14 protein-coding genes are annotated in these 26,264 nt (G+C 66.0%); 6 read left to right on the top strand and 8 right to left on the bottom strand.

Annotated elements, in window-relative coordinates:
* Positions 1 to 14 precede the first annotated feature (14 nt).
* From ACQPYH_RS28270 to ACQPYH_RS28280, 3 genes are read left to right on the top strand one after another with little or no spacing between them, the layout of a single operon-like run.
* Positions 15 to 1,814 (top strand): trypsin-like serine peptidase, encoded by a 1,800-nt coding sequence (locus ACQPYH_RS28270; RefSeq protein ID WP_432877210.1) that lies wholly within the window; start codon positions 15 to 17, stop codon positions 1,812 to 1,814.
* On the top strand, positions 1,807 to 4,917 hold the full coding sequence (locus ACQPYH_RS28275; protein ID WP_432877213.1) for an AAA family ATPase: 3,111 nt from the start codon (positions 1,807 to 1,809) through the stop codon (positions 4,915 to 4,917). The genes ACQPYH_RS28270 and ACQPYH_RS28275 overlap by 8 nt, the downstream gene beginning before the upstream one ends.
* Before the next feature lie 24 nt (positions 4,918 to 4,941).
* Complete coding sequence (locus tag ACQPYH_RS28280; protein ID WP_432877216.1) at positions 4,942 to 6,912, top strand: DNA/RNA non-specific endonuclease; 1,971 nt, start codon at positions 4,942 to 4,944, stop codon at positions 6,910 to 6,912.
* A gap of 1,153 nt (positions 6,913 to 8,065) precedes the next feature.
* Here ACQPYH_RS28280 and ACQPYH_RS28285 read toward each other — a convergent pair.
* A complete protein-coding gene (locus ACQPYH_RS28285) occupies positions 8,066 to 14,503 on the bottom strand; it encodes an RHS repeat-associated core domain-containing protein (RefSeq protein WP_432877218.1) in 6,438 nt (2,145 codons plus the stop codon).
* A gap of 760 nt (positions 14,504 to 15,263) precedes the next feature.
* Here ACQPYH_RS28285 and ACQPYH_RS28290 point away from each other — a divergent pair.
* Complete coding sequence (locus ACQPYH_RS28290; protein ID WP_432877221.1) at positions 15,264 to 15,485, top strand: hypothetical protein; 222 nt, start codon at positions 15,264 to 15,266, stop codon at positions 15,483 to 15,485.
* 383 nt (positions 15,486 to 15,868) lie between these two features.
* On the opposite strand, the gene ACQPYH_RS28295 is transcribed toward ACQPYH_RS28290, so the two are convergent.
* Together ACQPYH_RS28295 and ACQPYH_RS28300 are read right to left on the bottom strand one after the other, a co-directional pair.
* A complete protein-coding gene (locus ACQPYH_RS28295; RefSeq protein WP_432877223.1) occupies positions 15,869 to 16,057 on the bottom strand; it encodes a hypothetical protein in 189 nt (62 codons plus the stop codon).
* Complete coding sequence (locus ACQPYH_RS28300) at positions 16,057 to 16,431, bottom strand: hypothetical protein (RefSeq protein WP_432877225.1); 375 nt, start codon at positions 16,429 to 16,431, stop codon at positions 16,057 to 16,059. The genes ACQPYH_RS28295 and ACQPYH_RS28300 overlap by 1 nt, the downstream gene beginning before the upstream one ends.
* A 460-nt stretch (positions 16,432 to 16,891) precedes the next feature.
* Here ACQPYH_RS28300 and ACQPYH_RS28305 point away from each other — a divergent pair, with 460 nt between their 5' ends.
* A complete protein-coding gene (locus ACQPYH_RS28305; protein WP_432877228.1) occupies positions 16,892 to 19,879 on the top strand; it encodes a helix-turn-helix transcriptional regulator in 2,988 nt (995 codons plus the stop codon).
* Between the two features lie 63 nt (positions 19,880 to 19,942).
* Here ACQPYH_RS28305 and ACQPYH_RS28310 read toward each other — a convergent pair whose 3' ends face one another.
* From ACQPYH_RS28310 to ACQPYH_RS28325, 4 genes are all read right to left on the bottom strand, one after another.
* The gene (locus ACQPYH_RS28310) at positions 19,943 to 20,257 is read right to left on the bottom strand and encodes a hypothetical protein (RefSeq protein ID WP_432877231.1); all 315 of its coding nucleotides are present in this window, start codon (positions 20,255 to 20,257) and stop codon (positions 19,943 to 19,945) included.
* A gap of 110 nt (positions 20,258 to 20,367) precedes the next feature.
* Entirely contained in the window at positions 20,368 to 20,868 is a 501-nt protein-coding gene (locus ACQPYH_RS28315) for a hypothetical protein (RefSeq protein ID WP_432877234.1), read from the bottom strand.
* 180 nt (positions 20,869 to 21,048) lie between these two features.
* Complete coding sequence (locus ACQPYH_RS28320; protein WP_432877236.1) at positions 21,049 to 21,426, bottom strand: VOC family protein; 378 nt, start codon at positions 21,424 to 21,426, stop codon at positions 21,049 to 21,051.
* Between the two features lie 579 nt (positions 21,427 to 22,005).
* Positions 22,006 to 22,815 (bottom strand): hypothetical protein, encoded by an 810-nt coding sequence (locus ACQPYH_RS28325; RefSeq protein ID WP_432877238.1) that lies wholly within the window; start codon positions 22,813 to 22,815, stop codon positions 22,006 to 22,008.
* 319 nt (positions 22,816 to 23,134) lie between these two features.
* Between ACQPYH_RS28325 and ACQPYH_RS28330 the strand changes: the two genes are divergently transcribed.
* Complete coding sequence (locus tag ACQPYH_RS28330) at positions 23,135 to 24,058, top strand: hypothetical protein (protein ID WP_432877240.1); 924 nt, start codon at positions 23,135 to 23,137, stop codon at positions 24,056 to 24,058.
* Between the two features lie 552 nt (positions 24,059 to 24,610).
* Here ACQPYH_RS28330 and ACQPYH_RS28335 read toward each other — a convergent pair.
* Positions 24,611 to 25,399 (bottom strand): phosphotransferase, encoded by a 789-nt coding sequence (locus ACQPYH_RS28335; RefSeq protein ID WP_432877243.1) that lies wholly within the window; start codon positions 25,397 to 25,399, stop codon positions 24,611 to 24,613.
* Between the last annotated feature and the right edge of the window lie 865 nt (positions 25,400 to 26,264).

Genomic DNA, 26,264 nt, shown 5'->3' on the forward strand with positions numbered 1-26,264 from the left:
AGGGAGGCCTGCCCGTGTGGGACGATGACGAGCTCATCGAGATCATCAACAGCTGCCGGGCTGTCGCCGACGAAGCCCTGGCCGCGATCCAGCAGGACGTCGCCGTTGTCCTGAACCTGGCCGCGTTCGAGACGGCGGCCGGTGTACAGCGGTCGCTCGGTCTGTTGTCGGCTGATCCGGCTGACCTCTGCGTCCGGGAGCTCCGGGCGCGCGACCTCCTCGACGCGTTCGCCGAGGCGCTCCGAGCGCGCGGCGTGGAGCTCGACAGTACGGCGGTCGGCAGCGACCGGGTCAATGTCGAGGGGATGGAGCACTTCCTCGAACGGGCCAAGACCTTCCGGTGCCGGATCGAGGTCGACGACAAGTTCAGTGGTTCCGGCTGTCTCGTCGGACCTGGGCTGGTACTCACGGCCTGGCACGTCGTACGGCGTGATGGTCCGGGGATCACCGAAAACCCGCAACCACGGCTCACCGTCACGCTGGCCGACGGCAACAAGCATGAGGCCGCTATACCGCCGTACTACGAGTCGCCGTGCGGTGACGAAGAGTGGAACAGCATCGCTCCGAGCCAGGACGCCGACGTACTGGACCGGCACGACGTCGCCCTGCTCACACTGCGAAGACCGGCCGCGCGGCATCTCGGGTTCGTGCGGATGCCGACGACCGCGCCACGGGCGACCTCGCGGGCGCAGCTCTGGCTGCTCGATTTCCCGGCCGGTGTGGACAAGGGGCTCGGGAACGGCAAGACCTGGAAGATTCCACACGTCACGGTTCGGCTGCGGCACGATGTGGCGACGGAGGGCGGCTCGTCCGGCGGCGCATGCTTCAACGAGCGCTTCGAGTTCTTCGGGTTGCACCAGGGCAAGTACCGCTCCGGCCGGGTCGACCGGTCCGGACGCTTCGTCCCGGCGTCGCTCTTCCTCGCCGACCTGGCCGTCCTCATCGCGAAGGACATCTCGCCGACCGAGCTCTGGCACCTCGACGGCCAGAGCGACCAGCTGGTCATCGGCCGCGACCTCTTCGTCCGAAGCATCGCCGAAGCGAGCAAGGAGACGACGCGCGTTCGCGGGATCCGGGTGAAGCGCACGACCCTGGTCGACGGCGACGAGACCGGACTCGGCTTCTCCTACCGGATCCTCGACGAGCTGCTGCACCGGCAGGGCGGTGAGCGGCTCGCTGTCCGGGTGCCGGTCGGCGACACGGTTCCGGACCTGATGGCCGATGTCCTGGAGCGGGTCGACGCGCTCGGACTTCCGGTGCCGGAGCCGCCGTCCCCCGGCGGCGTCGATCCGGTCCAGGCAGCTCCGGAAGCGGCCGCCCGCGACCGCGCCGCCCGACTCGCCGCCGCGGTGAACCAGGCAGCCGCGAAGCTTGGACGGACCGTCTGGTTCTTCTTCGAGGGGCCATCGGTACGGATGACGGACACGACCCGGCTATACCTCGAAGGGTTCGTCGCGGCCTGTCTGACCTTGCCGCGGATCCGCGTCGTCGTCGCCGGTCTCGAGACGGTGCAGCTCGCCGGGCTCGAGTTCGCGGGTCCGGAAGCGGCCATCGGCGAAGGCCCGACCGGTCTGGTCGTCGACTTCATTGGTGAGTTCATCCGCGGCGACGTGCTGGACTGCCTCGCCCGCGCGGCGACCGAGCTCACCGGCGAAGTCAACCGAGCAGTCCTCGAAAGCCAGGGGGATCTCGCGCTGCAAGGTCTTCGCGCGGTCAATGGTCGCTACCCGAATCCAGACCTTGGCACGGTCGTCGGCAAGTTGCAGAACTACCTGGCACTCCTTCGTGAGCAGGGAGGCACGGACAATGACTGAGTACGACGATGTGCTGCCGACCCGGCCGACGACCGAACCACCATCCATCGTTGCCCACGGCATCGAGCAGGCGCGGGTGTACGCCGCCTTGTCCGGTCCGTTCGATCCGGTGGCCGCTGTACGGAGCATCGACCAGGTCGAGGATGCCGGTCCGAGCGAGCTGACGGCGATCGCTGCCGGACTGTCCCAGGCGTGTGACACGATCCTGTCCGCGGTGACCGGCCGGTGGTTGATGCGCGGCGCCGAACGTCGTCGTGTCCTCAACCGACTTGCGGCGGACGATCGGGTGCGGAGTGCGGTCTCGTGGCGCGCGCAGACCGCGACGGACCAGCCGACGGCCGATCTGCTGAACGCGATCGAGGCGGTAGGGATCTTCTCGGCCGATGCGATCACGGCGGCGGTGCGCGAGGACTTGGATCGCGAGGTGCTGGAGCGGCTCGCGATCGGGCTAGGGCGTGCCGGTCCGCTGGCACCGGAGTACCCGCAGGTGCCGAAGGTCAAGGCGGCGCTCACTCATCTTGATCTCGTCGCGTCCACCAATCAGGTTCGCGAGTTCTTCGGACGTACGGCAGAGATCGCGCAGATCATCCGGTGGCTCGACAACGCAGTCGCCGGACAGCCGGCATCGACGCTCTACATCGACGGGTTGCCGGGTATCGGGAAGTCCGCGCTGCTCGAGGAGATCACCGCGAAGCTGCTGCAGCCCGACGATCAGTGGGTCGTGGTGCGGTTCGACTTCGATCGGGCTGGCCTCGACGTACTGGACCCGGCCGGCCTGACGCTGGAGCTTGCCCGTCAGCTGTCGGCACAGCTCCCTGGCGCGGAGCACCAGATCCAGCAGGCCCGGGAGCGTGCGGCCAGTGCGCCTTGGCTGAAGGGATACACGCAGCCGCAGATTCCCGAAGAGCTGGGGCCGGTGCTGGCCAACGCGCTCAGCAACCCGTCGCGACGGATCTTCCTGACGTTGGACACCTTGGAGGTACTGCGGGCTCGCGGCGAGACGCACCCGTGGCAGCTGTTCGGGTGGCTGAACCAGCTCGCGACGGTGTTGAACGTACCCATCGCGATCGTTGGCGCCGGACGCGGAGAGGCTCTGGACGGTACGCAGGCGCGCGTCGATGAGCGGATCTCGCTGACCGGTCTGGACGACGGCAGCGCGGACCGTCTGCTCGAACGGCTCGAGGTCGACCCGGGTGCGTGGGCGGATGTCCGGATGATCGCCAATGGGAATCCGTTGGCGCTGCGGCTGGCGGCCAAGTTCGCGAATGAGCACGGGACGCGGGATCTGCCGAAGGCACGTGGGCGGGGTGCGCTGGCGGTGCCGTACCTGTACCGCTTCATCCTGTCGCGGCTCGAGGACGAGTCTCTGAAGAAGCTCGCGGTTCCCGGACTGGTCGTACGTCTGATCAACGCCGACGTGATCCGCGACGTCGTCGGACCGCAGGTCGGTCTGAAAGGTCTGACGGTTTCGCAGGCCGAGGATCTCTTCCAAGCCCTGGCGGGCCAGCACTGGCTGGTCGAGCCCGCGCCGGACGGCTTCGTACGCCACCGGGCCGACATGCGCTTCGTTCTGTTGCCACTGCTGTACGACGCCGAGCCCGCGAAGTCGGCCCGAATCGACCGAGCAGCAGCCAAGTGGTTCGGCACACGCCCGCAAACGTGGGCGAAAGTGGAGTCCGCCTACCACCAACTCCAGCTGATGAGACGGCAGTCCGCTGTCCCGCCGATAGACCCCGCGGTGCTCGCGCAGTTGGACGCACCCACGATCGCGGAACTGCCGAAGGTCGCCCAGGATGTCGTACTGCGAAACCAGGGCGAACGTTCCACCAGCTTCCGCGGCGACTACCCCGAACCGGGCCGTCCTCTGGACGTCAACGCGGTCGCCGAGCTGCGCGCCCTGAATGAGCGCTCCGACTGGCTCGAAGCCGACTACGTCTACAACCGCGCCTACGCCAACGCCACCTTCGACCCGACCGGGCCGGACGCAACCCCAGCCATCACCTTCCTCTGGCGCGCGGGACGCTGGCGGGAGGCTCGCAAATTGCTCGACGGGCAAGGCGGTTGGGACCGGTCGGCTGTGCGCAGCCAACCAACCCGTTCACCGCTCGCTCCCGAGGAGACCACCTCGTTCCTGGACACTCTGTGCCGCCTGGAGATGGGCGCCGAGTTCACGTTCGACGCGTTCGTCAGCGCCCTCGTCGAAGACCCCGATCTCGGCCGAAGCGTAACCAGCCTGGCGATGGAGTCGACACAGTCCGGGCTGTTCGACTCGGCACTGCGCCTGGCTGTCTTCCGCGCCGGTGTCGCAATCGATTCGCGCCGCCAAGGTTTCGACCTAGCTGCGGACGTGGCGGCCCGCTGGGCTGGCGGGAGCACCACGCGGCTTGAAAAAGCAGGCTGGCAGCGACTCACGGAGCGGACCGGTCCGCTGGATCGGGCCGGAGTCGACGAGGACGTGATCGCCGCCCGCTCGTTTGCCGTCTTGACTCCGTTCGCCGACTTGGTCGGGACCATGAGCCGGCTGCCGGATCATCAATACCTCGCCGACTACGCGACAGTTGTCGGCCAACGACTGGATGATCTGGGAAACCTCGCACCATTGGGTTCGCGGCCGTGGCGTGACTACTCGGACGCCCAGGGGTCGCGTTCTCTGCCGACGCTGACAGACCTCGGGTTGCTTGCGGAGACAATCGCAGCTGCGGCGTACCTCTTTGGGGACGCTGACCTCCGGCTGGTTGCGCGGGCAGCTGAACGTTGGCGGCGTACCGCGGCTGGTTCGTGGTCCTACGGGTCCGTGGCAAAACCGCAGCGCTGGGCCCGTCCGGTGGACGTGTCGATCGCGGATCGGGTGAGTGCGCTGGACGGCGGGCCTGACCAGTACGACCGAGCGGAGGCGCAGCTCGCTGCGTGGTGGCCGGAGCATGCGGCGGACGACGTAGTCCAGTTGTTGGAGCGAAGAGCTCCGAAGATGGTTGCGGATGCACGGCGGGCCGCGCGGGAAGACCTGATGGGCGCGGCAGCTCTTCTGCTTCGGCGGAACTTGCCGAGTGCCCTCGTGCCGCCGGTGGCGGTTCTGTTGCAGCGGCGGCGGTTCAAGCTCTAGAGGGGGAACACTATGACAGATGGGATGCGAAATGAGGCCGTGCGGCTGGAGCGGTTGCAGCGGCGACTGACGAACGACGCGTTGCGGGATGAGATCATGAAGGCGGTTGCCGACGGGCGGGTTCCGCCGGTGATGGTGTCGGAGCCGGAGGTGGAGCGGCTCGGCAAGGGAGACGAGCTCGAGCGTGTGCTCGGTGTCAACGAGCTGGAGGCGATCGTCCGGAGAGTTGGGCGGCCGCCGCTGCTGGTCGAGAACGACCGCGTCGTGATGCAGCCACTGCCCGAGTTCGCGGCCGGTACCGATGCGCTGATCAACGGCGCCGAGTCGTACGTCGCGTCCGTCGGGCGGGTGGAGTTCGTCAACCACGAGATGCAGTGGGGTGGCACCGGCTGGGTGGTCGCGGAGACGACGGCCACGACCCGCACGATCGTCACCAACCGGCACGTCGCGAAGCTGGTCGCCGCGCGGGTCGCCGACGGCAGCGGCGTCTTCCTGCGCTCACCGGGCGGGATCCGGTACGGCGCCCAGATCGACTTCAAGGAGGAGGTCCACTCCAACCCCGGCGCCGCCGAACCGATCGAGGTCACCAAGATCATCTACCTCGCCGACGACGCCTCGCCGGACGTGGCGCTGCTCCAGATCGAAGGCAAGCCCGGTCTGCCATCCGCGCTGCCGCTCGCCGAGGAGGAAGCGGAGGAGGGCCAACGGGTCGCGCTGATCGGCTACCCGGCGTACGACACGCGGAACGACAAAGACGACCAAGCTCGGTACTTCCAGGGCGTGTTCGAGGTCAAGCGATTCGCTCCCGGCTTCGTCATGCAGGCGCTCCGCGGCAAGCGGGCGCTGACCCACGACTGCACGAGCCTGGGCGGGAACTCCGGCTCGCCACTGATCAGCCTGGAGAACAAGAAGGTTGTCGGTCTGCACTTCTCCGGCAAGTACGGCCTCGAGAACCATGCCGTCGGCGTTGGCACCTTGACCCGGCTGCTGGCGGGCGATCGGCCGAGTGGCAGGGCTAGTGGGCAGGTCGAGAAGGCGACGACCGAAGCCGTGGACGGGTCGCATCCGGCTACATTCTTTGTTGGGCGGCAGGGGTACGACCCCGCCTTCCTGGGCAAGAAGCTTGCGGCGACTTGGCCCGGGCTGGATGCGGGGACGGAGAAGTTGCTGGCGGCACCTAGTGATGCGAAGGACGAGCAGCCGTTCGAATTGCGGTACACGCATTTCGGGGTCAAGTACCGGGCGGATCGCAAGCAGCCGCTGATGACGGCGGTGAATATTGATGGTGAGCATTCGGTGCGGGTGAAGCGGACGCGGGACAAGTGGTTCGCTGACAAGCGGATCCACGCCGACATCCAGCTCACGCAGGAGGACTACAGCGATCCCCAGATCGACCGCGGTCACATGGTACGGCGGGAAGAGGCGAACTGGGACGTCGCGGCGACGAGTGGGGTGGACGTCACGAAGGTGGCGAAGGGTGCGAACGTGGACACCTTCCACTACCCCAACGCTGCGCTCCAGCACTCGCTGCTCAACCAAGGCAAGCAGCTCTGGCAGGGACTGGAGAACTACATCCTCGACAGTGCTCGGACCAAGGGGTTCAAGGCGTGCGTGTTCACCGGCCCGGTCTTCCGGCCCGACGATCCGAACCTGACCGAGGAACTGCTCATCCCACAGGAGTTCTGGAAGCTGGTGATTATGCCGGCAAGCGGCGGCAGGAAGCTGCACGCGACGGCGTACTTGCTCAGCCAAGGACTGCTGATTCGAGACCTACTGGAAAAGCGCTCCCGCGTCGAGGCCGTCGAAGGCTTCGTGCTCGGTCCATATCGGACCTTCCAGATCGCCGTCGCCGACCTGGCCGACGCCACCGGCTACGACCTCTCCACCTACATCCCCGCCGACCCGCTCGGCGCGGCCCGGATCGGCGACGAAGCAGCCGCTACCCGCGAGCCGGCCTTCGTCCCACTCGAGTCCTTCGACCAACTGGTGATCTGACAAATGTCATCGGGGATTGGCGATCTTGGACGCCCGCGCCTCGGCGCCGAGGACGTTGGTGTCCAGTTCAGAGTCGTCGCAGGCGGCCCCTCGGGAACTCATTTACTCGTCGGGACTAGCCTCCGACCGACCACTCCCGTCACTCCAACACCCAGTGGCACCAGTCCCATGGCGCCAAACTCAAGCCACCGCTTTACAAGTGCGAGGGTTGGCATCGATGCGGCTGTCCGCAAGTGGAAACCGTGGCATCGCGACTGTCTTCGCTGCCCGATCTGCCTTGGAATGACTGAGGTTCATTGACAGAGCCATTGACACGTCGCTGCCTGCGCGCACCTCCCGGGTGCGCCATCTCATGGCTCGACGGGGTCGGTCGAGTCCAGTTCGCCTCATGAAGCGTGTCATCGGACGCGCGGTCGCAGAACCGATTGATTTGCATCTCCTACGAGGTAGCCACGGTTGAACCCGTGTCTGCGGCCAGTGGGTGTGTGGCGATCACACGCCAACCGCGCCGACGAAGCGACCTGTCAACGCGGTTGCTTTCAACCTCGTGGGATCGGACGTTCGCTCAACGGTTGGCGCCCTGGTCCAGCCTCCCGCAGCACCACGGGTCATTTCCTGTGTGATACGACGCCCCCGGAGGACTCAGATATGAATCCTCCGGGGTGCCCTTTACGGAGAGGTGCCGTCGGCGAGCTACTGGGATAGCTCACAATGACAGTGCGGCTAGTCCGGCGATACAAAGGGGTGAATCAGTCATCAATCGAATCGCGTGGCTTTGACTGACCGATTCTTACTGCCATCCACGTGCTAGCAATCAAGACCGCAGCTAGAGCAATCGTGTCGACTAGGGCGAAGCGATCGTCTGTGATTCGTAGCCGAATCACCAATATCCCGACTATCGCCAATGGAGATCCGAAAAACAACAACATCAGTTGCCAAGGCTTGACAGTATTAACTTTTGGGTCTGTCGAGGCCCTCCAGGAAGCGATCGCCGCGCTGACCATAATTCCCGCGAAGACCGCCGGGGGTAGCTCACGGGCGGCCAATGCGAGGACCACGAGGGCCACCGCCAGGGCAATCTGAACCACCGCCAACAGCCTGAATGTCCTCACTGCGCGCCTCTCTTAGAGCCGACATGTCCGCGAAGCTCATCTTACGGGTGACCATATACTTCACAGGCATCGATATACCAGAGGAAGGCGCCTATCGCAACCACGCCACTGATTACCGCGTCAGGATAGTCTTTCTTGAACATCTGATAATGGAATAAAGTGAATGACGCAGCAAAAGTTACAATTGCCGCGAGGCAGTTGTAATTCTTGATCCGCTTCGCTATAGCTTTGACATGTCTGACCGTCCTGAGGAATCGCTTTGCTATGCGCTTAATGTACTTGATCTGCCTCTTGGTCAGACGCGTGCCACGATTGCCTCCGCTACGCTCAGCTCGGCTTGATTTTCCGTCGAGGTCGAAGCGGTTGGTTGGGTCGCCGGGATAAGTGTAGGCGTTCGCATTGCCTCCGCGTACAGGGTCGACGGAGGTGAAGAGTCCGGTGCTGGGGTTGTAGACGCGCGCGCCCATAAGCACCATGCCCGTCGGGGTTGTGGCTCGGTGGTTCGCACCCGCCCAACCGTAGTTCGTGGATCCGGTGGATGCGGTGTTGGCTCCGGCAGCGGTTCCGAACTCGTCGAAGTTGTTCCAGCCGTCGATCCCGTTAGCCGCCGCGCCGGCCGGTGGCACGTCGACGGTGCTGACGATGTCGCCGTGCGGATTCGAGATCGTGAGTTGTCCACCGTCACCGCCGGCGGTCAGTGCCAGGTCGTTTCCGACGAGCTCGGCGTATCTGCGGACACTGGTACCGTCGTCGACCCAGGCCGGGTTGTCCGACTCGTCGTTGAAGTGGTTCGTGACCAACGTCGTCGAACCACCAGTGATGACCGTCGTCTCCTTAGCCCGGCGGTCTGCGGCGTCGAGGTTGTATGTCGTGGTCAGCGAGCCCTGGGTGATCGTTCGGACCGCGTCGTTGTCGTAGTAGGCCATGTTGGTCGCACCCGCCGACGACTTCGGTGAGTCGGCCGCCGTGATATCGGTCGCCCGACCGAGCTGGTCATAGGTGTACGTCGCCGGCCGGTCGGCGCTGTCGAAGGCCCGGGTGACGGTAGACGCGTCGGCGGTGGTGCAGGAACCGTCGCTGGCTGCGGGTGCGGTTGCTTTGGTGAGGCGGTTGTCGTTGGCGTCGAAGCCGTAGGTGCGGGTGACGCAAGCCGGTGCCTGTGCGGGGTCCTCGAGGTCGACGCCGGAGGAGGCGGCGGTGCGGTCGTCGACCCGGGTCAGGCGGCCAGAGTTGTCGTAGGTGTAGTGACGGTCGTAGGGAATCGCTCCGCCGCCCGAGCTGGTGAAGGCGTTGCCGTCAGGGGTCCATTCGTGGGTCACGCGGCCGGAGCTGTCGTTTTGGAGGGACCACGACAGCCACGGCCCGTTCGGATCGACTGTTGTGCTGCCGTCGGGATTGGTAGTGGTGACTTGGCCGGTGTAGCTCAGGCTGACGGGTTCGCCGGTGTTGTCGAAGTCATCCAACTCCGTCACGCCACCGGGAAGCTTCTGGGTGATCAGGGATCCGCTCGAGTCGTAGGCACCGGTGGAGGTCCAGGTGGAACCCGCGGTCGTGACATCGACCTTCGTCACGACGCCACGGTGGTCGGTTTTGCCGTTCGCGTCGATGCCGTCGTAGGTGTAGGTCGTGGTGCCGTTCGAGTCAGTCACGGAGGCGACGTCACCGGCGGCGTTGTAGACCGTCAAGGTGGCCGCGTCACCGGAAGGCTGGTAGGAGACCTTCCGACCCCAGCTGTCGTAGCCGGTGGTGATCGTGCCAGCGACGGTGTTGTCGGCGTTGTATGCCGTCACTACGGTCGGTTGGCCGGTGGCCGAGTCGTAGGTGGTGGTCTTCTTGGTGTTCGGGGTCGACCCGGTCAGGCCATTGACAGCAGTCGTGGTGGCGTCGGTGCGACCGTCAGTCAGGTAGCTCGTCGTGGTAGTACGGGTAACGGTGCCCGAGGTGGAGGAGACGATCTCCGGCGACAACAGGTAGTTGAAGGCCGCTGTTGTCGTTGCGGGCAGGCTCGGCCCGGAGCTGGGCGCTGCTGCCGGGTAGGTCTTGCAGACCAGCCCAGCCCATTGCGGCTTGCCGCCGCACTCCGGGGAGCCCGTGTTGGCGGCTACGGTGAAGTAGACGGTCTTCGTGGTTCCGGCGTCGGCGCCGTTGGAGGCGGGTTGCCGGGTCTCGATGGCCCGGCCTTCGGCGTCGTAGCGGGAGAGTTCGACGATGTCGCCGACGCTTGCCACGCCGTTGAGGTCGACGTCGGTGATGGTCTTGCCGGGCAGGCTTCGTCCCCACCCGTCGGCGTCGCCGGCGACGGGCGCGCTGTAGTCGGTGAGCGTCTGGCCGGTGATCTCCAGGTCGGTGTCGGTGCCGGGGTCACGGGCATACGACGTCTGCGTGGTCGGGAGCCGGTAGGGCAGCGACGTGGCCTGGTTGATGTCGCTGTTCGGCGCGCCCTCGTCGAATTTCGTGTGGGTGTGGGGGCGGACCCAGGCGAGGGTGCCGTCCTTCAACGCTGCCCACCGGGCCGGGCCATAGGTATCGGTCACCAGCGTCCCGGCCGGGGTAACGACAGCTCCGGCGTTGGTGATGTCGGGGTTGTAGACCGTGAGCGTCGCCAACTGGTCGGCCGATGCTTTGGTGTCGATGACGGCGCGCAAGGCGCGTTCGTCGAGCTCACGGACGACGTTGCCTTGGTCGTTGTAGTCGGTGGAGGTGTACTGCCAGCCCCCCGCGCCGTACTCGGCGGTGTTGACGGTGTAGCCGGCCGCGTCGGTGTACTGCAGGTCGGCGTACTGCCAATCATCCGAAGTCGGTGCGCCGCTGAGTGGGTGGTCGGGTCCGAAGACCGCGAACCCGTTCGTCGGCACGGCCTTCTGGTTCCATTTCGCGACCTGGGCCGCGGTCATGTCGGGCAGGCCGGTGCCGGACAAAGGTACGTCGTACACGTATTTGCCGAGAGTGGCGGTGCCGCCGGCCGGGCGGGCGCGGGTGACCGTGTCGAGCTTCTCGCGCTGGTCCACGCTCACGTAGTTGAACTGGTATGCCACCTGGCCGGCAGGCTTGATCGATGCGATGTGGCCCGATGCGTTGTAGGTGTACTCGGTCGACAGCCCGGAGCGCGGGTCGGTGACCTTGGCCAGCATGGCGTTGGCGTCGTAGGTGTAGGCGGCGACCGGCGTTGTGGTCATGCCAGCCCCGCCAGGCTTGTGCGGGTCATAGATGTCCAGCGAGGCCTGACTCAACCGGACCTGTGACGAACCGACGGTGGTGTAGTCGAAGGTCAGGGCCCGGCAGCCAGCGACCAACCCAGACAACGGGCTGCCGGCGACGTAAGCGCCACAAGTCACGCCGGGTGCGGGCGGCGCGAGGATGCGCACGACACGGCCGTTGCCGTCGTAGGCGAACGTCGTCTTGTCCGGAACACCGGGCTCGGAGATCCCGTCTGCGTGGAACTGAGTCGCGGCGTCCGCAGTCGGACCGGCCGGGGACGCGGGCTTCCAGGTCGTGACCGCACCGCCGGCCTCGACGTACGACACGACTGTGCCGGTACCGGTGCCGGTGATGGCCAGCCGGGCGCCGTCCGTCGTGGAGTCTTCGTCGACCGGATGCCAGTCGCCTTGCTCGTACGACGCTGTCGTGCGGCGCTTTCCGGACGGCGACTGGTAGATCAGTGCGCTGCCGTCGCCGTCCTGTAGGACAAGTGTGCCATCGATCCGGGTCTGGTCGATGAGCTGCTTGCCGGCCGCGCCGGCATCGGCGCCGTCGAACTGCGCAGTCCAGCCCGGCCCGAAGGCACCGTTGATCTGATCGGTCGGAGTCTCGTAGGTCATGTGCGACCGCGAGAACGACAGATCACCGGTGTAACCCGGCACCGACACGTCCGTCGATTCCGTGTTGAACTCACCGGTCCATAGCGCCACATCACCCGGACCGGCGTCACTGGTGGGGAACCCGTCGCCGAAGGCGTGCGCCACGCGCTGGATTGTGGTGTTCGGGGTTTCCGACCAGGTGCATTGAACGGTTGCGTTGTAGGTGAAGCAGACCTGGATGTCGAGCTTGACCGGCACCCGGTCGTTCAGCTGGGTGGGCTGCACTCCGGCGGTGTTCGGGTCGGAGTCCAAGAACGCGTCGGTCTTGGCCAACGTGGTGTCCCACAGCGTGTTCACCGACACGCCGCCGGCGCCGTTGTCGACCACCGGCAGCACGGTTGCGTCCTCGTTCCAGCCGACCAGGTCGTCGGCACCGCCGTACCCCGACACCCGCCAGCGGACCTTGGCGGTCACGGACGGGGCGGTGCCCTTCGGCGGGCCTGCGGCGGTGATCCGGATCGTGTTGGCGGTCGTGATCCTGGGGTCCGCGGTTGGCGACGACAAGGACGCGCTGCCCCAGCCGAGCCGCTGGGTGGCGGTCGTCGAGTAGTTGCCGCCGGGTGTCTGGGCCTCGGCGACGATCGTGTGCAGACCGGGCTCGGTATGCTTGAACGTCACCGTGTACTTCGCCACCGCCGGGTCGCTCGACGGCGTGATCTTGACGGCGCCGCTGGTGTCGTTCGTCGCCGGGCGTTTGCCGTCGATGAACATCCACAGGTAGCCCGGCGCGCTGTACCCGATGCCGGTTGCGGTGACCGTGCAGGTCACATCCGCAGTCGGGGTCGTGTCGGTCCAGGTGTTGTTCACGTCGTACGGCGCGGGGCACGACACCACCGGCTGTGCCGGCGTCGCGGCACCGGTCCGCAGCCGTGTCTGGTAGCTCGTCCAGGCGCCGTCGATGCGGCCGTCGTTGGCCTTGGCCCGGATGTACAGCAGCGTGTTATCGGGCAGATCGGTCGACGGGCGGCAGCCGGCCGTCGTGCCGGAGGCATATACCGACGACGTACACGTGCCCACGACCGTGGAGCCATCGGTCATGAACTGGAAGACGTACTTGACTGTGTTGCCGTCCGGGTCCGACGCCTTGGTTTGTACCCACGGCCGCAGGCTCTTCGAGTACATGTACGACGTCGTGTCGCCGGGTGCGGCGTATGCGGCCGCCTCGGTCGTTTCCACGCTCGCCGGCGCGTTCGGAGCCCGGTTCCACGTCAGGGAGATGTAGGGGTCGGCATCGCCCTCGCTGGACACGAACCGCTTCCACGCGTTCGCGTCTGCCTCGTTGGCAGCCTCCAGCGCGACACCGACGGTCGTGTCGGTCTGGCCCGACCAGTACTGCGCCAGCCCGGTCATCGGCACCGAGATCCGCCCCGCCGCACACGCACTGGAGAAGCCCCTCGCGGCCGACACCGAACCCCACACCGTGGAACTGGTGACCGGCTGGTTCGTCCACCGCGTATCGGTCGAGGCCGGCAGCGCCGCGTGCAGGTCCAGCTGCGTCGCAGTACAGGTCGTCGCGCCGTACTGGTACAGCGACAGGTTCGCCGCGGTGATGTCCTTGCCCTGGAATGAGGCTCCCGTGAAGTTGAGGAACGACCGCTCGGTGGTGGTGCCGTTCTTCCCGGCCCGCAGATCCACCGTCGAGGACAGGTCGTTGGGCCAGCCGGACTGCACAAAGGTGTCGAAGGTCGAATACAGCGGCGTGTTCGCATAGGTCGGGTCGACCGTGACCGGGAACACCCGCGTCGGGTCGAGCAGCCACTTCGCATCTGGGGCGATGACCAGCGTCGCCTTGCCCGGCGAGACCTGCTCGACTGACATCGACACCGCCGTGGTATTGACCGGCAGGTTCGTGTGCTCGTCGGTCACCGCGTCCCACATCTGCCCGACCGGAATCCGCGACCGCACCACATTCTTCGCGTCGACAAACTCGATCGCGCCATCAGCGTTCTGCCGGGCCGTCAGGCCCTTCGTGCGCAGCGGAATCCGCCACACCGGCGCCACACCATCAGCCGGGCGCTGCTTCACGACAAAGTCGGTCTCGAACCCTGACCGGCGCGCATCCAGCCGCAGATCCACCCCCGGCTGCACCTCGGCATACGTCGCCTTCGTCCCATCCAGGCTCGGTTCGGGCAGCTTCCACGGAGCCATCCACTCCACCTGCCGGCCCGTACCAGCCGCCGCCGAGGCAAACACCCCACCCACAGCTGCGTTGCGCCGGCCCAACTGCAGACCAAGCCCATGCCCGCGCGGAGCGACGGTGCCGTCCGTGCCCTTAGCCAGCGTCAGGTCGACCGACCGCCACGCCCCCTTCGCGTCCTTGAACCGGATCGGCGCCGTATGCGCCTCTGTCGTCATCGTGCCGTCCGGGTTCGCCCACGTCGTCGACATCTCCGTGCGCATCGACTCGACCTCGACCCTCGAGCCCTGCGACCGCGCGGACACCACCGCCGACACCACATCTGGCCGCGACGCGACGTTCGCTGCCGGTGGTTTCGGATCGGCCGCGGGGGCAGCAACTGCCCGCTCCTGGGCCTCCAAGCTTGTCGCCGGTAGCGCGAACGAAACCATCACCGCCACGAACCGCACGAGGAACTGCATGCTTGCACGCCGAGATCGGGACATGACTTCCACCTAACGCCGGCCAAGGACGGGCACCGATGACTAGGCGGGTCACCGGGCTGGCCAGCAATCGCTACATCGGCCGCCGATACAAATGCGTTACAGCGATTGCAACAAGCTGCAATGTGGGCCGGTCCAACGTGTTTGACCCCTTGACGGCGACGCGCCACGCGGCTCAATTCGCTGAGAAATTGCTGAGAGCAACAAGACGCGTGGCAGCCGTAGTGTCGCGATCCAGACGCGGCTCTCGAACGGTCGAGCGGCGGATTAAAAGGCCGCGCGATGGCATCAACTCTGCCATCTCTGGTCGTCTGGAGCGCCACCGACGGCCCCTCTGAACCCCTCCGCCAGCACGAGTTGACCTCAGTTCGCGTCACGAACCGTGTCACGGGATGCGGCTGTCTCGACTCAACTCCGTACGGCGATTCATGTTCGCAGACGAGCGAACGCTGTTGAGCTACGTGCACGCGTCGTCGTCGCGCCATCAACTTCGCTGGTCAGCTCACGTCCCCCGACTCCCAGCGCCTCAGCAGTCGACGAACAGCCGTGCGTCTTCCGCGTCCTCGATCTGGCCCGTTCTCTTTGGAGCGCGCGAAATTGCGCAGCCGTCTGATGGACATGCTCGGGCGACACTGCTGGACTTCGGTCGCGGCTCCTAGGTCGGCCGCCAGGCTGATCTGAATACGAGCGGTCGCGATGCGGAGCCTGGCACAAAGCAAGCGGCGCTGGCATCCTTGGGCCACTGCGGTGAAGGGGGCTCGACGTGGGGGAACGTCTGCTGGCTGACGTGCAGGAAGACGGCTCGATCCGTATCACGGCCACTCCAATGACGGGTGGTCCAGGGGCTTCGCAATGGGAGTCCGCCGATTCTGCTTGGACCATCAATGATGACGAACTCGAGCAGTTGCGCTGGTACCTGGAGGACTATCTAACAACACCGTTCGGTGTTTACGGGGATTCCGGTTCTGTTTACCCTCCTCCATGAGGTCGCGCACATACTGCTTGGCCACCTAGAACAGCGAAGCTACATCCTGGACGACGAGGAACTCCCCACCCTCGACCTTGAAAAACCGACTGATGAACTTGCGGGCGATCTCGTCCTACCTCGACACCTTCCACCCCTGCCGGAACGGGTCAGCCTTACGTGGGTAGGAACCACATCTGAGAGTCTGGGAGTCAATCCGATCGTTCTAATCGGGCGCCTACAGAAAATGTGGCGGATTCCGTGGAGGACCACGCTGGTTAAGGGCGCACCGACCGTGATAGACCAACTTGAAAAGTGGTGACAGCAGCCAACCCTAGGGCTTGGCGACACACTCAAGCCGCGGTGCCGGCGGACGACTTCGTCGGCCAGTCCTCGCCGACCATTCAGGCCGAGCGGCTGCTGCCAGGCGTCTCGGATCGGTACGCGAGCGACCAGCCGCAGAACTCGGCGGCTGTTCGTCCCATCCGCTCTGCGGCCTGGCGGGTGTCGTCCCAGTCTGAGACGTAGTAGACGTGCCGGTCCCATGGTCCACCGACCAGTGTGATCACGGGTTCGCGCAGCGGCCCGGACATCAGCCTCTGTCTTTCCCGCGATCGTCAGTACCGGCGGTGTCTGGGGTGGGCCGGATGTCGTTCTGGTCGATGAAGGATACTCGGCCGTCGTCGTGCCAGACCCGGCCGAGCCACCGGCCGCCCTCGTTGATCCAGGCGTCCAGTCGGCCTACGCGCTGCTGCCAGGCGTCTACTGAAACCGGCGGATCGATTCGCCGAACGTTCGCCGGGTCGCGCGGTCCGTGAACGGTGTATTGCAGCTCCAGGTCGGCGGCGAGCCCGTTGGCCTCGGCCTCGCTCTCACAGCGCCCGCGATGACCGTTCACCGCGTTGTCCCAGACCATCCAGTCGCCGTCCCCGTTAGTACCGGGCCGGACATTGAAGCGTCCCACCATGACCTCATCATGACATTAATCGAACTCATGTTCTAGTCGAGCGGTCAGCTCGCCATATGGGGCAGGTCGTCCGGGGTCAGGTCCGCTCGTACCGCTGGGAGCAGGCGGTATCCAACTGTGCAGTATTCCTCGGGCCAGCCGCCCCTGTTCCGGCCCGACGTGCACGGTTGACTCGACCACGTCGTGCAACTCGGTGGCTGCTTAGGCCACGCGGCCACCGTCGGCGACGAGCTCGAGCTGACGGTGACCTCGATGCACCTGGCCACATAGTCCGTCGCTCGTTGCCAGACTTCCGTCTTGGCTACCACTGCCCAACGCAACCGCAGGAGGGCTTTGTGGCGAAGGCCGTGCCGACGACACCAGACACCGTTCAGTGAAAGTTAGTCGACTGAACTCTTCGATCCGCGCGTCTGGCCAGCGGACATCTTGGGTTCGTTATCGGTGACATCTGCTCAGACCGGTGGATACTGAGTTGGTGGGTGCAGCTTCCCTGGGGCCAGATCATCGTCTCGCCGGGCGGGGAATCGAGCAGCAGCGTCTCGTGAGGGCTCTGGAGGGGACCGCGAGTGGTCGTCCGTGCGCGGTAATCGTGCATGGCGAGGCCGGTGTTGGCAAGACTCGGCTTCTCACTGAGGTGTGCGACGGTCTTGGCGCCGATTTTCAAGTGCTGTGGGGCACGTGTGTGCATTTCGGAGAGGCGTCAGTTCCGTTCGCTCCAGTGTCTGGCGCGTTACAGGCCTGGCTGGAGCGGGCTGATGCTCCTACGCGGGCGGAGATGTTTTCCGGGGCTGGTGAGCTCGGCATGCTGCTGCCCGCACTGGGTGACGCCCGCCTGGGCGCACCTGGGCAGTTGCTGCCCCAGATCAACTTGGTCTTCAACCGTCTGATGGATAGAGGTCCGGCCGTTCTCGTGATCGATGACCTGCATTGGGCGGACCGTAGCTCGCTGGATGTTCTCGCGTATCTGATCACGGGGTTCCGCGGCCAGCGCATGGCGTTGCTGGCGACGTGTCGCGCCGAGCACCGCGGCGAAGGTCATCCATTGCACGGGTGGCTCGCAGATATGCGGCGGATGCCTGGATTCACAGAGATCCACCTCGATCGGCTCGACCTGGCGGCGACTGAGGCCCAGGTCAGAGGCCTTGTAAGCAACGTCGTCGACACCGGGTTTGCGGCCCAGGTGCACGAACGATCCGACGGCAACCCATACCTGACTGAGCTCTTGGTCCGTGGGCTATCCGGGACCGAAGCAGCTCTGCCAGCGGCCGCACCGGAAGATTTGAAGGACGCGCTGCTAGCTAATTGGCATGACTTGTCGGCCGCCGCGCGCCAGGTCACGCGGGTGCTCGCGGTTGGCGGCCGCCCGACCGAGATCACCCGGCTGGCCGACGTTGTCGGCGAGCATGGCGTCCCGCCGACGATGCTGACGCGGTGTCTGACAGAGGCCCGTGACCACGGACTCGTTCGCCCAGATGCCATGGGGCGCCCGTGGTTCCGACACCCGTTACTGGCCGAGGTGCTGTATGCAGATCTGCCTCCTGGCGAGGCCGTCAACATCCACGCCACATACGTGCGGGTGCTGCAAGCCCTGGCCGGCACCATGCCGGACGGATTGGCCGACGACCTCGCGGTCCATAACCACCGAGCGGGAAGAGTTGACGACGCTTATCGATGGTCGCTGATCGCCGCGAGCCATGCCGCAGACCTTCATGCCCTAGCCGAGGAGGCCATCCACCTCGACCGCGCCTGCTCATTGTGGGAGCAGGTTTCGCTAGGTGTGCGCGGCTCACCAGCCGGATACCTCGAGCTGCTCCGCCGGGCGAGCGATGTCTGTGGACGCGTCGGCCGGCTCGACTCGGCCGTCAGCCTGGCAGAACAGGCGTTGAACCTGGTCGATCGTGAATCCAAGCCGCTCCTGACGAGCACTCTGCTGGTTGCATGCTGGAAAGCGAAGTACCAACGCTCGATGCCCGGGAAGATGGTGGGCGACGAACTCGTCGAAGCTGTCCGATTCACTGACCGATTCCCTGACAGCCCTGAGCGTGCCCTCGCATTGGCGGAGTTGGCGTTCGCCGAGCACACGGACGGGTCTTTCGACCGAGCGGCGACCCATTCGGTGCAGGCTGTGCTTGCAGCACGACGGTCCGCGTCGGATCTGGCGTTGGCGGCCGCCCTGGGCACCCAGGCCTTGGTTCATGGTTCCGAACCCGCCTCGAACCGGGTGGCCGACGCGGTGGAAGCCGAGCGGTTCGCGCGGTCGTGCGGATCCACCGACTGGCTGGTGAACGCAGCTATCGCAAAGGTTGGGTGCTTGGTCTCTCTGGGCAAGAACACGGCGGCCACCGCGGCGGCTCGAGCGATGTTCGAGGAGGTACTCGCGGCCGGGTCTGAGCGCGCATACCAGCTCGCCACCCTCGCCGCCGACGGGCTCCTGTGGAGCGGGCACTGGAGCGAGTGTCGAGACCTGCTCAGGACGGCGTTGGCCGCTCGCTGCGAAGGTGTCACAGGAGCGCCGGTTCGATTGACGGCGGCCGTCTTGGCCGCCCGATGCGGGCGGCCTCAGGAAGCCAAACAACACCTCACACGAGCTACGGAACTGGTCTCCGCACAGTTCGCGAAACATCATCGGGGTCTAACGGTTGCCGCAGCAGAAGTCTTCCTGGCCTGCGGGGAACCCCACAAGGCGCTCCATTGGCTCCACGACCGGATTCTCCCGGAGGCTGCCGCGTACCACGAGGACTTCCTCAGCGACTTCGCCCACGCGGCTGCAGAGTGTGCCCGGAGTGCACACGACGCCGGCGACGAGGACGGCGCGGCCCAGGCCGTCGCCGTCCTCGAGGACCTGATCGGCAGATGGCCACACGAACCGTTCACGATGCGGGCGGATCCTATGGCCCCTGCGATCAAGGCGCTTTTCGATGCCGAGGTTGCGCGATGCCGAAACGATGCGGGTCAGGCGGACCTGTGGCGGCGGGCGATCGACGACTGCCATGCGGTCGGGTGGCCCTGGCTGGAGGCAAGGTCGCGGCTGCGGCGTGCCGAAGCGATGCTCTCAGCCGGGTCAGCTGCAACGGCTGTCAGCGAGCTCCTGCGGCAGGCGCACCTGACTTTTCTCGAGCTTGGCGCGCAGCCGTTGCTGGAAGAGTCCGTGTCACTCGCACGGATCACACGGGTCAGCCTGAGCGCACCTGTCCCGCCCGCGGCCACACCTCGACCCCCCTCCGGATTCGCTGGCCTGACCACGCGTGAACGAGAGATCCTGTCATTCCTGGTAGCCGGCCGATCCAACGGTGAGATCGCCAAACAACTGATGATCAGCGACAAGACCGTCAGCGTGCACGTCTCGAACATCTTGCGGAAGAGCGGTACCTCGACCCGTGTAGAAGCGGCAGCACTCGCGGAGCGGGCAGCCCTCAAAGAACGACTGGCTGTCCAGCGGGACCGGTGACGGCGGTCGGCGTCGACCTGGAACTCGCTGCACCCACGGGATGCGTGCAGCTACGCCGAGAGCCTAGGTCACCGGCGCGTGGTGGCGGCGGTATAGCCACAGCCCGCCAAGAGCCAGGCCCGCACCGCCCAGTGCGGATGCGCCAACCTGCAAAAACTCGACCCTGTTGTTGTCGCCTCGAACCTGGCTGCTAGTGGTGTTCGGCGTGGTTTGTGTGACCGGCGTGTCGAACCTGTATTCGGGATAGTTATAGGGGTGGTTGTATATCGTCTCAAGCCCCGGATCCGGGTGCGGCTCAGCCAGCGCTTCGCTCCCAGTGAGCACCGCCGCGCCGAACGCGAGTGTCGAAACTGCAAGGGCGCAGCAGGTGCGGTTCATGGTGACTCCCTCAGCCTCTGGCGGCGGCCATCGCCGCTTCCCCTCCACACTCGTCGCCAAGCCCACTTAGCCACATCGCATCCAACCCCTCAGATCAGCAGTCCAGCCCCTCAGAATCGAGCGTTCGCAGAACGGTTCGCTAGGTGCCAACTGCCACGCCCGGCTACATCTACCGGCGTCCGGAGCTGCCGCCAGGATCCAGTGAATGTTCTAGTCGGTTTCGCGGCGGGTCGGCGCACGAGGCAGGTCGTCCGGGCTGAGGTCTGCTCGTACCGGACGTACCGCATACCGTGCCGGGCCTGACCGGCCTGGGTCGCGGCGTCGGCGGTGACTTCGACCACGACGGTTGGCTGCACCTTGGTCAGGGGTTTCTTGGCGTCGGGGCCGCCCCAGCAGTACGAGGTGATCTCGTCGGGCCACGGATGGCCGGGTTTCGCCGGGGTGAGTACGGCGGCGAGCTGGGCTGATTGGTCGGGTTTGAGCGGGACCGTGCGGCCGATGTTCACCAGCTCGCCGTCGGCGGTGTAGAGGCCAGCGATCACGACTTCGGGGTGGTCGATCGAGCCGAGGACTCCGCAGACGATGACCTCTCGGGTCTCGCGGTGCTTCATCCAGCCGCGGGAGAGTCAGCCGCCGTCGTCGGTGTCGCCGACGGCAACAGGTGGCATCACTGGTCACCGGCAAGCAGCGGTCGGCTGACCACCGTGAACGTCCGGCCTACCGGGCAACGGTTCGCGCGCATCACCCGACGTCCACGAGCTATCACTTGTGATCCACCGCGGACGTGAGCTTCACAACTGACGCGAGGTCAGCCGGAGGTAGTAGCCGGCGGGGTCATGCAGACGAAAGTCCCGCAGCCCCCACGGCTGCGCCCTAAGCCCGGCCGCCAACGTCCAACCGGTCGCCCGGACACGCCTCAGTTCGGCGTCGATGTCGTCCACCTCGAGAACGATCTCGGTGCCGCTCGGCACCCACCGGGCCGCTGCATCCACACCTTCTCGATCGACCCCGACCCCGATGCGAGCCGTCCCCCGGCCCATCCATAGGTAGCACAGTTGCCCGTCAGACTCCTGCCGCGACAGCTCCTCGAACCCCAGCACTCGCCGGTAGAACTCACCGGACGCCTCTGGATTAGAGGCGAACACCTCAATCCGCAGACTCAGCTCCATACCGCCGATCTTCGAACTTCAAGCTCGGTCGAAGTCAAGCCGCGGCCCGGGCGTCGTTCAGCTTGACGGTCCTAGCGGCGACCTCAAGGATGCTGCGGTATCGGCCGACACAAGCACCTCAGGCGGCCGCAGGCGACCAGCTGACAAGTTCAGTGAAGGTAGCCGTCCCACTTGATCTCGTAGCGTGATCCGCCGGGCAATGCATGCGGGCCAGGGATCTGGTCGGGCCGATCGCGCCAGCGCTACCTCGACCGGCCCGACCAGATCAGCCGGGACACGCTGGGATGCGGCGCTCTCAGGCGGTGGGCGGCCCGGTGGCACTGTCTCGCCTGCGCTCGTGTCGGTGGAAGGATGGCCAGACCACGACTACCACCCGCCGCACGGTGAGCCGCGGGTCGCGCCGCGGGCAGAATCGGTGGACTGGCAACGAGCGCATATTCGAAGTGTGCGCTATTCGCCGGCTATGCCTTGAGCGAAGGCTGCGGGGCCCGACATCACCGACCGCTGACCCACCCGACCGCCACCCGGGCCCTGCCGGGTGGCTCCTGCCCTCCTGCCTGTCGGTTGGGCTGCTGGATTTCAGGCGGGGGTGATTGTCGGGTTGAGGAGGAGTAGGCCTTTGGGGAGGGTGTCGGCCCAGGCGGCCAGTTCGGGGGTGACTCGGACGGGTTCGGCTGTGGCGAAGGGTTGGCCTTGGGGGTCGGAGTTGCCGGTGCCGAAGGACTCCAAGCGCCACTGCTGGAAATGGGCATGGAGGACGTCGCGGACCTCGTCCAGTTGGGCGCGGGTGAAGCGGCTTCGGACGACGCAGAGCTGATTCGGGAGGCTCGGGGACAGCCCGCGGGTGACCGCGTCGACGTCGGTGGCGGCTACGACGAGGACTTCCTGGTCTTCGGAGGGACGGAAGATCGCCCGATGGACCATCGCGCCGGACGATTCCAGGTCGCGGATGTCCAGGTCCAGATCCGAGACCGCGCTATGTGGCCAGCCCTCGTACCAGACCACATTCTGTGGCCACCCCCCGGGAGGTGGCGGGCATGGTGGGTGGGTCCTGTCCGCACGTGGCCGCGGAGGAGGGCCTTCCGGAGTCTGTGTCTCGACCTCGATGCTCTCGTCACCGAGCCGTACCTGCTCAGCAGGGGCGGGGGCATGCCACCTCCCGACCACTGTGATGTAGCCCGGCACCTGATTCGGGCCGAACTCGGAGGGGACGGCCGCTGCGTCGGCGCCGATCAGGCGGATCGACAGATCCGACTTCCAGCCGGGCGGTTTGATCGTCAGAGTGTGGACGCGTTGCAGGTCGAGCCAGTCGCCGTCCGGTCCGGAGACGAAACGGCCGCAGGTACGGACTCTGTCGCCCGGCTGGAAAACCAAGTCTCTGGCCGCCATGCATCCATCATGACCAGAAATCACTGAGAAGTTGATCATGTGCCTGAGTCACGCCTCGGATGCCTAGCTGTGACCCGTGAATCGGATGTCGTTTGTCCGTCAGTTCAGGAGCAGCCGTTGGACCGACGAGGATGGCGGAGCGTCGGACATACTGTCGCGTGCGCTCGTCTCCTGGGTTGCGGTCACAGGCTGCCGGGTACGGCACCGGCTCTACTCACCTACACAGCAGCCACAACCTTCGCGCGCACCCTTACCACCTACCTCATCTGAGGAACCTCGCTGCTTGAGGGGCCGAGATGGGAAGCGGATACTCGGCCCCATGGTGGGGAAGGTGTGGTTGGGGGTGGTGCTGGTGCTGGCTCTCGGAGGGTGTGGGTCCGAGGCAGCGCCGGGCTCTGCGCCTAGTAGTACGTCGGCCTCTCGGCCGGCGTGGAAGACACCGGGCGGTGATCTGGTGCCGCAAGCTCAGCCCACACAAGCGTTTGTGGCGCGCGCGGGAGTGGTGGCGCAGGTCGTGCGGGCGGCGGGGATTCCGGCGCCGGTGACCGGGGTCTTCTTGTACTCGACGCGGACGCCGGGGCTCGGGTTCGACACCTGGCAGCAGAAGATCTCGTGGTTGTCCGGGCGGGTTGCCTTCGCGGACGGGGTCCAGTTCGCGGAAGGTGGTACGACGCGGGTCGATTTCGCGGATGGGTCGAACGAGGCGATGCAGGTGCTCGAAGCTCAGCAAGCTCTGACCGAGGCGATCGGGCCGCCGAGCGACATGTGCGAGAGGATGCCGAGCTGCGAAACGCTCACGATCACCGGCGACTCCTTGACGACGACCGACGTGGAGACCAGTCATGGCCGGGCGACCGTGCCGGCTTGGTCCTTCACGGTGCAAGGCCTGTCGAGACCTGTTGTCGCCGTCGCAGCCCCCGCGGGCGTGCTCAAGTCGCTGCAGTGGCCCGACCCGCTACCCGGTCTCGCGCGGCTCGGGCAGGGTCTGCTCCGCGTCGGCGTTCTCGACTGGGTCGACGGCAAGACCCTCAGTTTCGAGTTGAGCCACGGACTCTATGAGACCGACCTCCGGGCCCACGTCGTCGAGTACGACGATTTGGTGGTCATCGGCGGCAGTCACGGTCCATTGCTCCCGGGCGGTGCGGACGTCGGGAAGACATCGACCGCGGTCGTCACCCTCGGCAAGCCGCTCGGCGACCGGGCCGCCGTAGACCAGGGTTCGAAGTCGGCTGCACGGCTTTAGACCAATGACTCTGGGTTCGTGTGTGGTGGCCGATCGTCATGAGGATGACCGGGGGGCGGCCTGGTCGAGCTTCGGCAGCTAAGACTCAAGCGCGGGTGAGCTTGTACGCCTCGAATATCCGCTCCTGGCCTGTGTATGAGACGACGTCGATTACGGCTGTGTCTTCGAAGCCGCACCGACGCCTATCTCGTCGCCTGGCCGGCAGGCCAGCTGTCAGTTGCATCAATCAGGGCGGGTGAGCCGTCACGGAGTGCGACACTCCAGCCTGGAGGCCAGGCCACGTCGATGTCGACGAGGCTGTCGGTGCCGGCAGCAGTGCCCATTGGGGTACGGACTTCCAGGCAGCTTGTTGAAGTGTCGATCTCGAGGGTTCCGATCAACTGAGCCTGTAACGCCACAATAGGGGCTCTACGTTGAACAGTCAGACCGGGCATCGCAGCATCGTGGTTCTGCTTCTCGTCGCGATTCATCGGATCATCTCCAGAGCTTTCTCTGAGTGGCCGCTCACCGAGGCGCCGACCTTGTGGCCTCTCAGATGAGGGAAGGCATGCGCTAGAGGAGAGCTGCGGCGAACTGGTCGTAGTGAGCGGTCCACCAGCGGCGCCGGCGGTCGAACTTCTCGATCCCTCCCGCCCGGTTCATCCTTGCGACGGCGTTCGAGCCGCCCGCATCGATGCTGCGCCACGCAGCTGCTTCGATGCGGGCGAGGGCGTCGTTCATGGCGGTGAGCAGCTCGGCCCGGCCGCACCGGTCCAGTCCGTAGGCGTCGGCCACGAGTCGCAACCGCGCCGGCCGGTCGGAGCGCCGCCAGCCGATCCGGGCCTGGTCGAAGTCGTCCTCGATCGGTACACAGAGGCGGGCGAGCTGGGCAACGTCGTAGATAGCGCGGCCAGGGGCGGCAAACTCGAAGTCGATCAGCGCAACGGCGATGCCGTCACGAAAGACGACATTCGAGAGCTCCACGTCGTTGTGGCACACCAGCGTCCCACCCGCAGGATCAGCCAGACTGTCGTTCCAGGTAAAACCCTGGGGGTCGAACCGGTGGGCAGCGTCGTGCAGCCCGCGCAGCAGCCTGGCGACGGACGCCAGCGCGGTGCCGGACTGGCTCCAGTCCGGATAGGGCGCCACCGGGACCTCGCCATCGATGAACACAAGGCGCTCACGTCCGTCCTCATCGATGCCGACAGGTATCGGGGCACCCTCAAATCCGGCGGCTTTCACCGCCAGCAGGAAGGCATGAATCGAACCCGAGTACGGACTCGAAGGACGAAGCACATGCGGACCGACGCGCACGACCTGGCCCGCGTTCGCAATCCCACCACCGAGCTGCTGCTCCGCCACACCGCCACCTTGACAGGCCGGTGGTGCAGCCGCCAACCAGCACGCGTGCCCCGGCAACGCGGCACGATAGGGCCAACAGGTTGGGTCGGAGGAATGCGATGCGGTTCGGGTTGGATGTGCCGGTTAACGGGGCTTTTGCGCAGCCGAGGACGAACGACACCGCTCGCCATGGGTGAACCGGCTGCGGCTCCGGCCCCGGATCCGCAGGACGAGGTAGCCACCAGCGAGCATCAGAACCACTACGGGCCAGCCTGGCGCGAGTCGCCAACTGCCCAAAGAATCCCAGCCCAGCGGAGGTATCGCACTCGGATCAGACATCGGTATCGCCGTCCAACCGAACACCCGTTGCGCCTGATGTGCTCGCCATCCGCACCTCCATAACTTGACCGATGCAGGCATTGCACACTGCAATCCACGCTGCGCCGCGGGATTCCCCGGAGATGCCGGGCGGGATGCTCGTCTAGGTGTTCACCAGCAAAGCTGTGTCCGCGGCAAGCGACGCGAGCCGTGAGTCGAGTCTGGGCGCAGTTCGTTCCGACAACAATTTTCCTCGCTGACCCTGTCAGGTGAAGCAGGGCATCGCTGCACTGTGCCACTGCCGACTTCAGGGATGCCGCTTGGCCACTGTGTTCTTTGTTGGTGGTCAGTTCGGTGGCCGTGCAGAGGGCGTACGACGCAGCGGAGGACAGCGGTGACGATGATGGCGTCGTCGGTGGGCTATCGCCTGGACCTGCTCGAGCACGCGCGCCCACACCCCTGTCTTCGACCACCGGTCGAAGTTCGTGTAGATCGTGTTCGAGTTCCCGAACCGCTCGGGCACCTCCGCGACGGCACCCCGGTCCGGAGCCGCACGCCGCGGCCTCGA

The sequence above is a fragment of the Kribbella sp. CA-245084 genome, from assembly GCF_050942355.1.
GTDB lineage: Bacteria > Actinomycetota > Actinomycetes > Propionibacteriales > Kribbellaceae > Kribbella.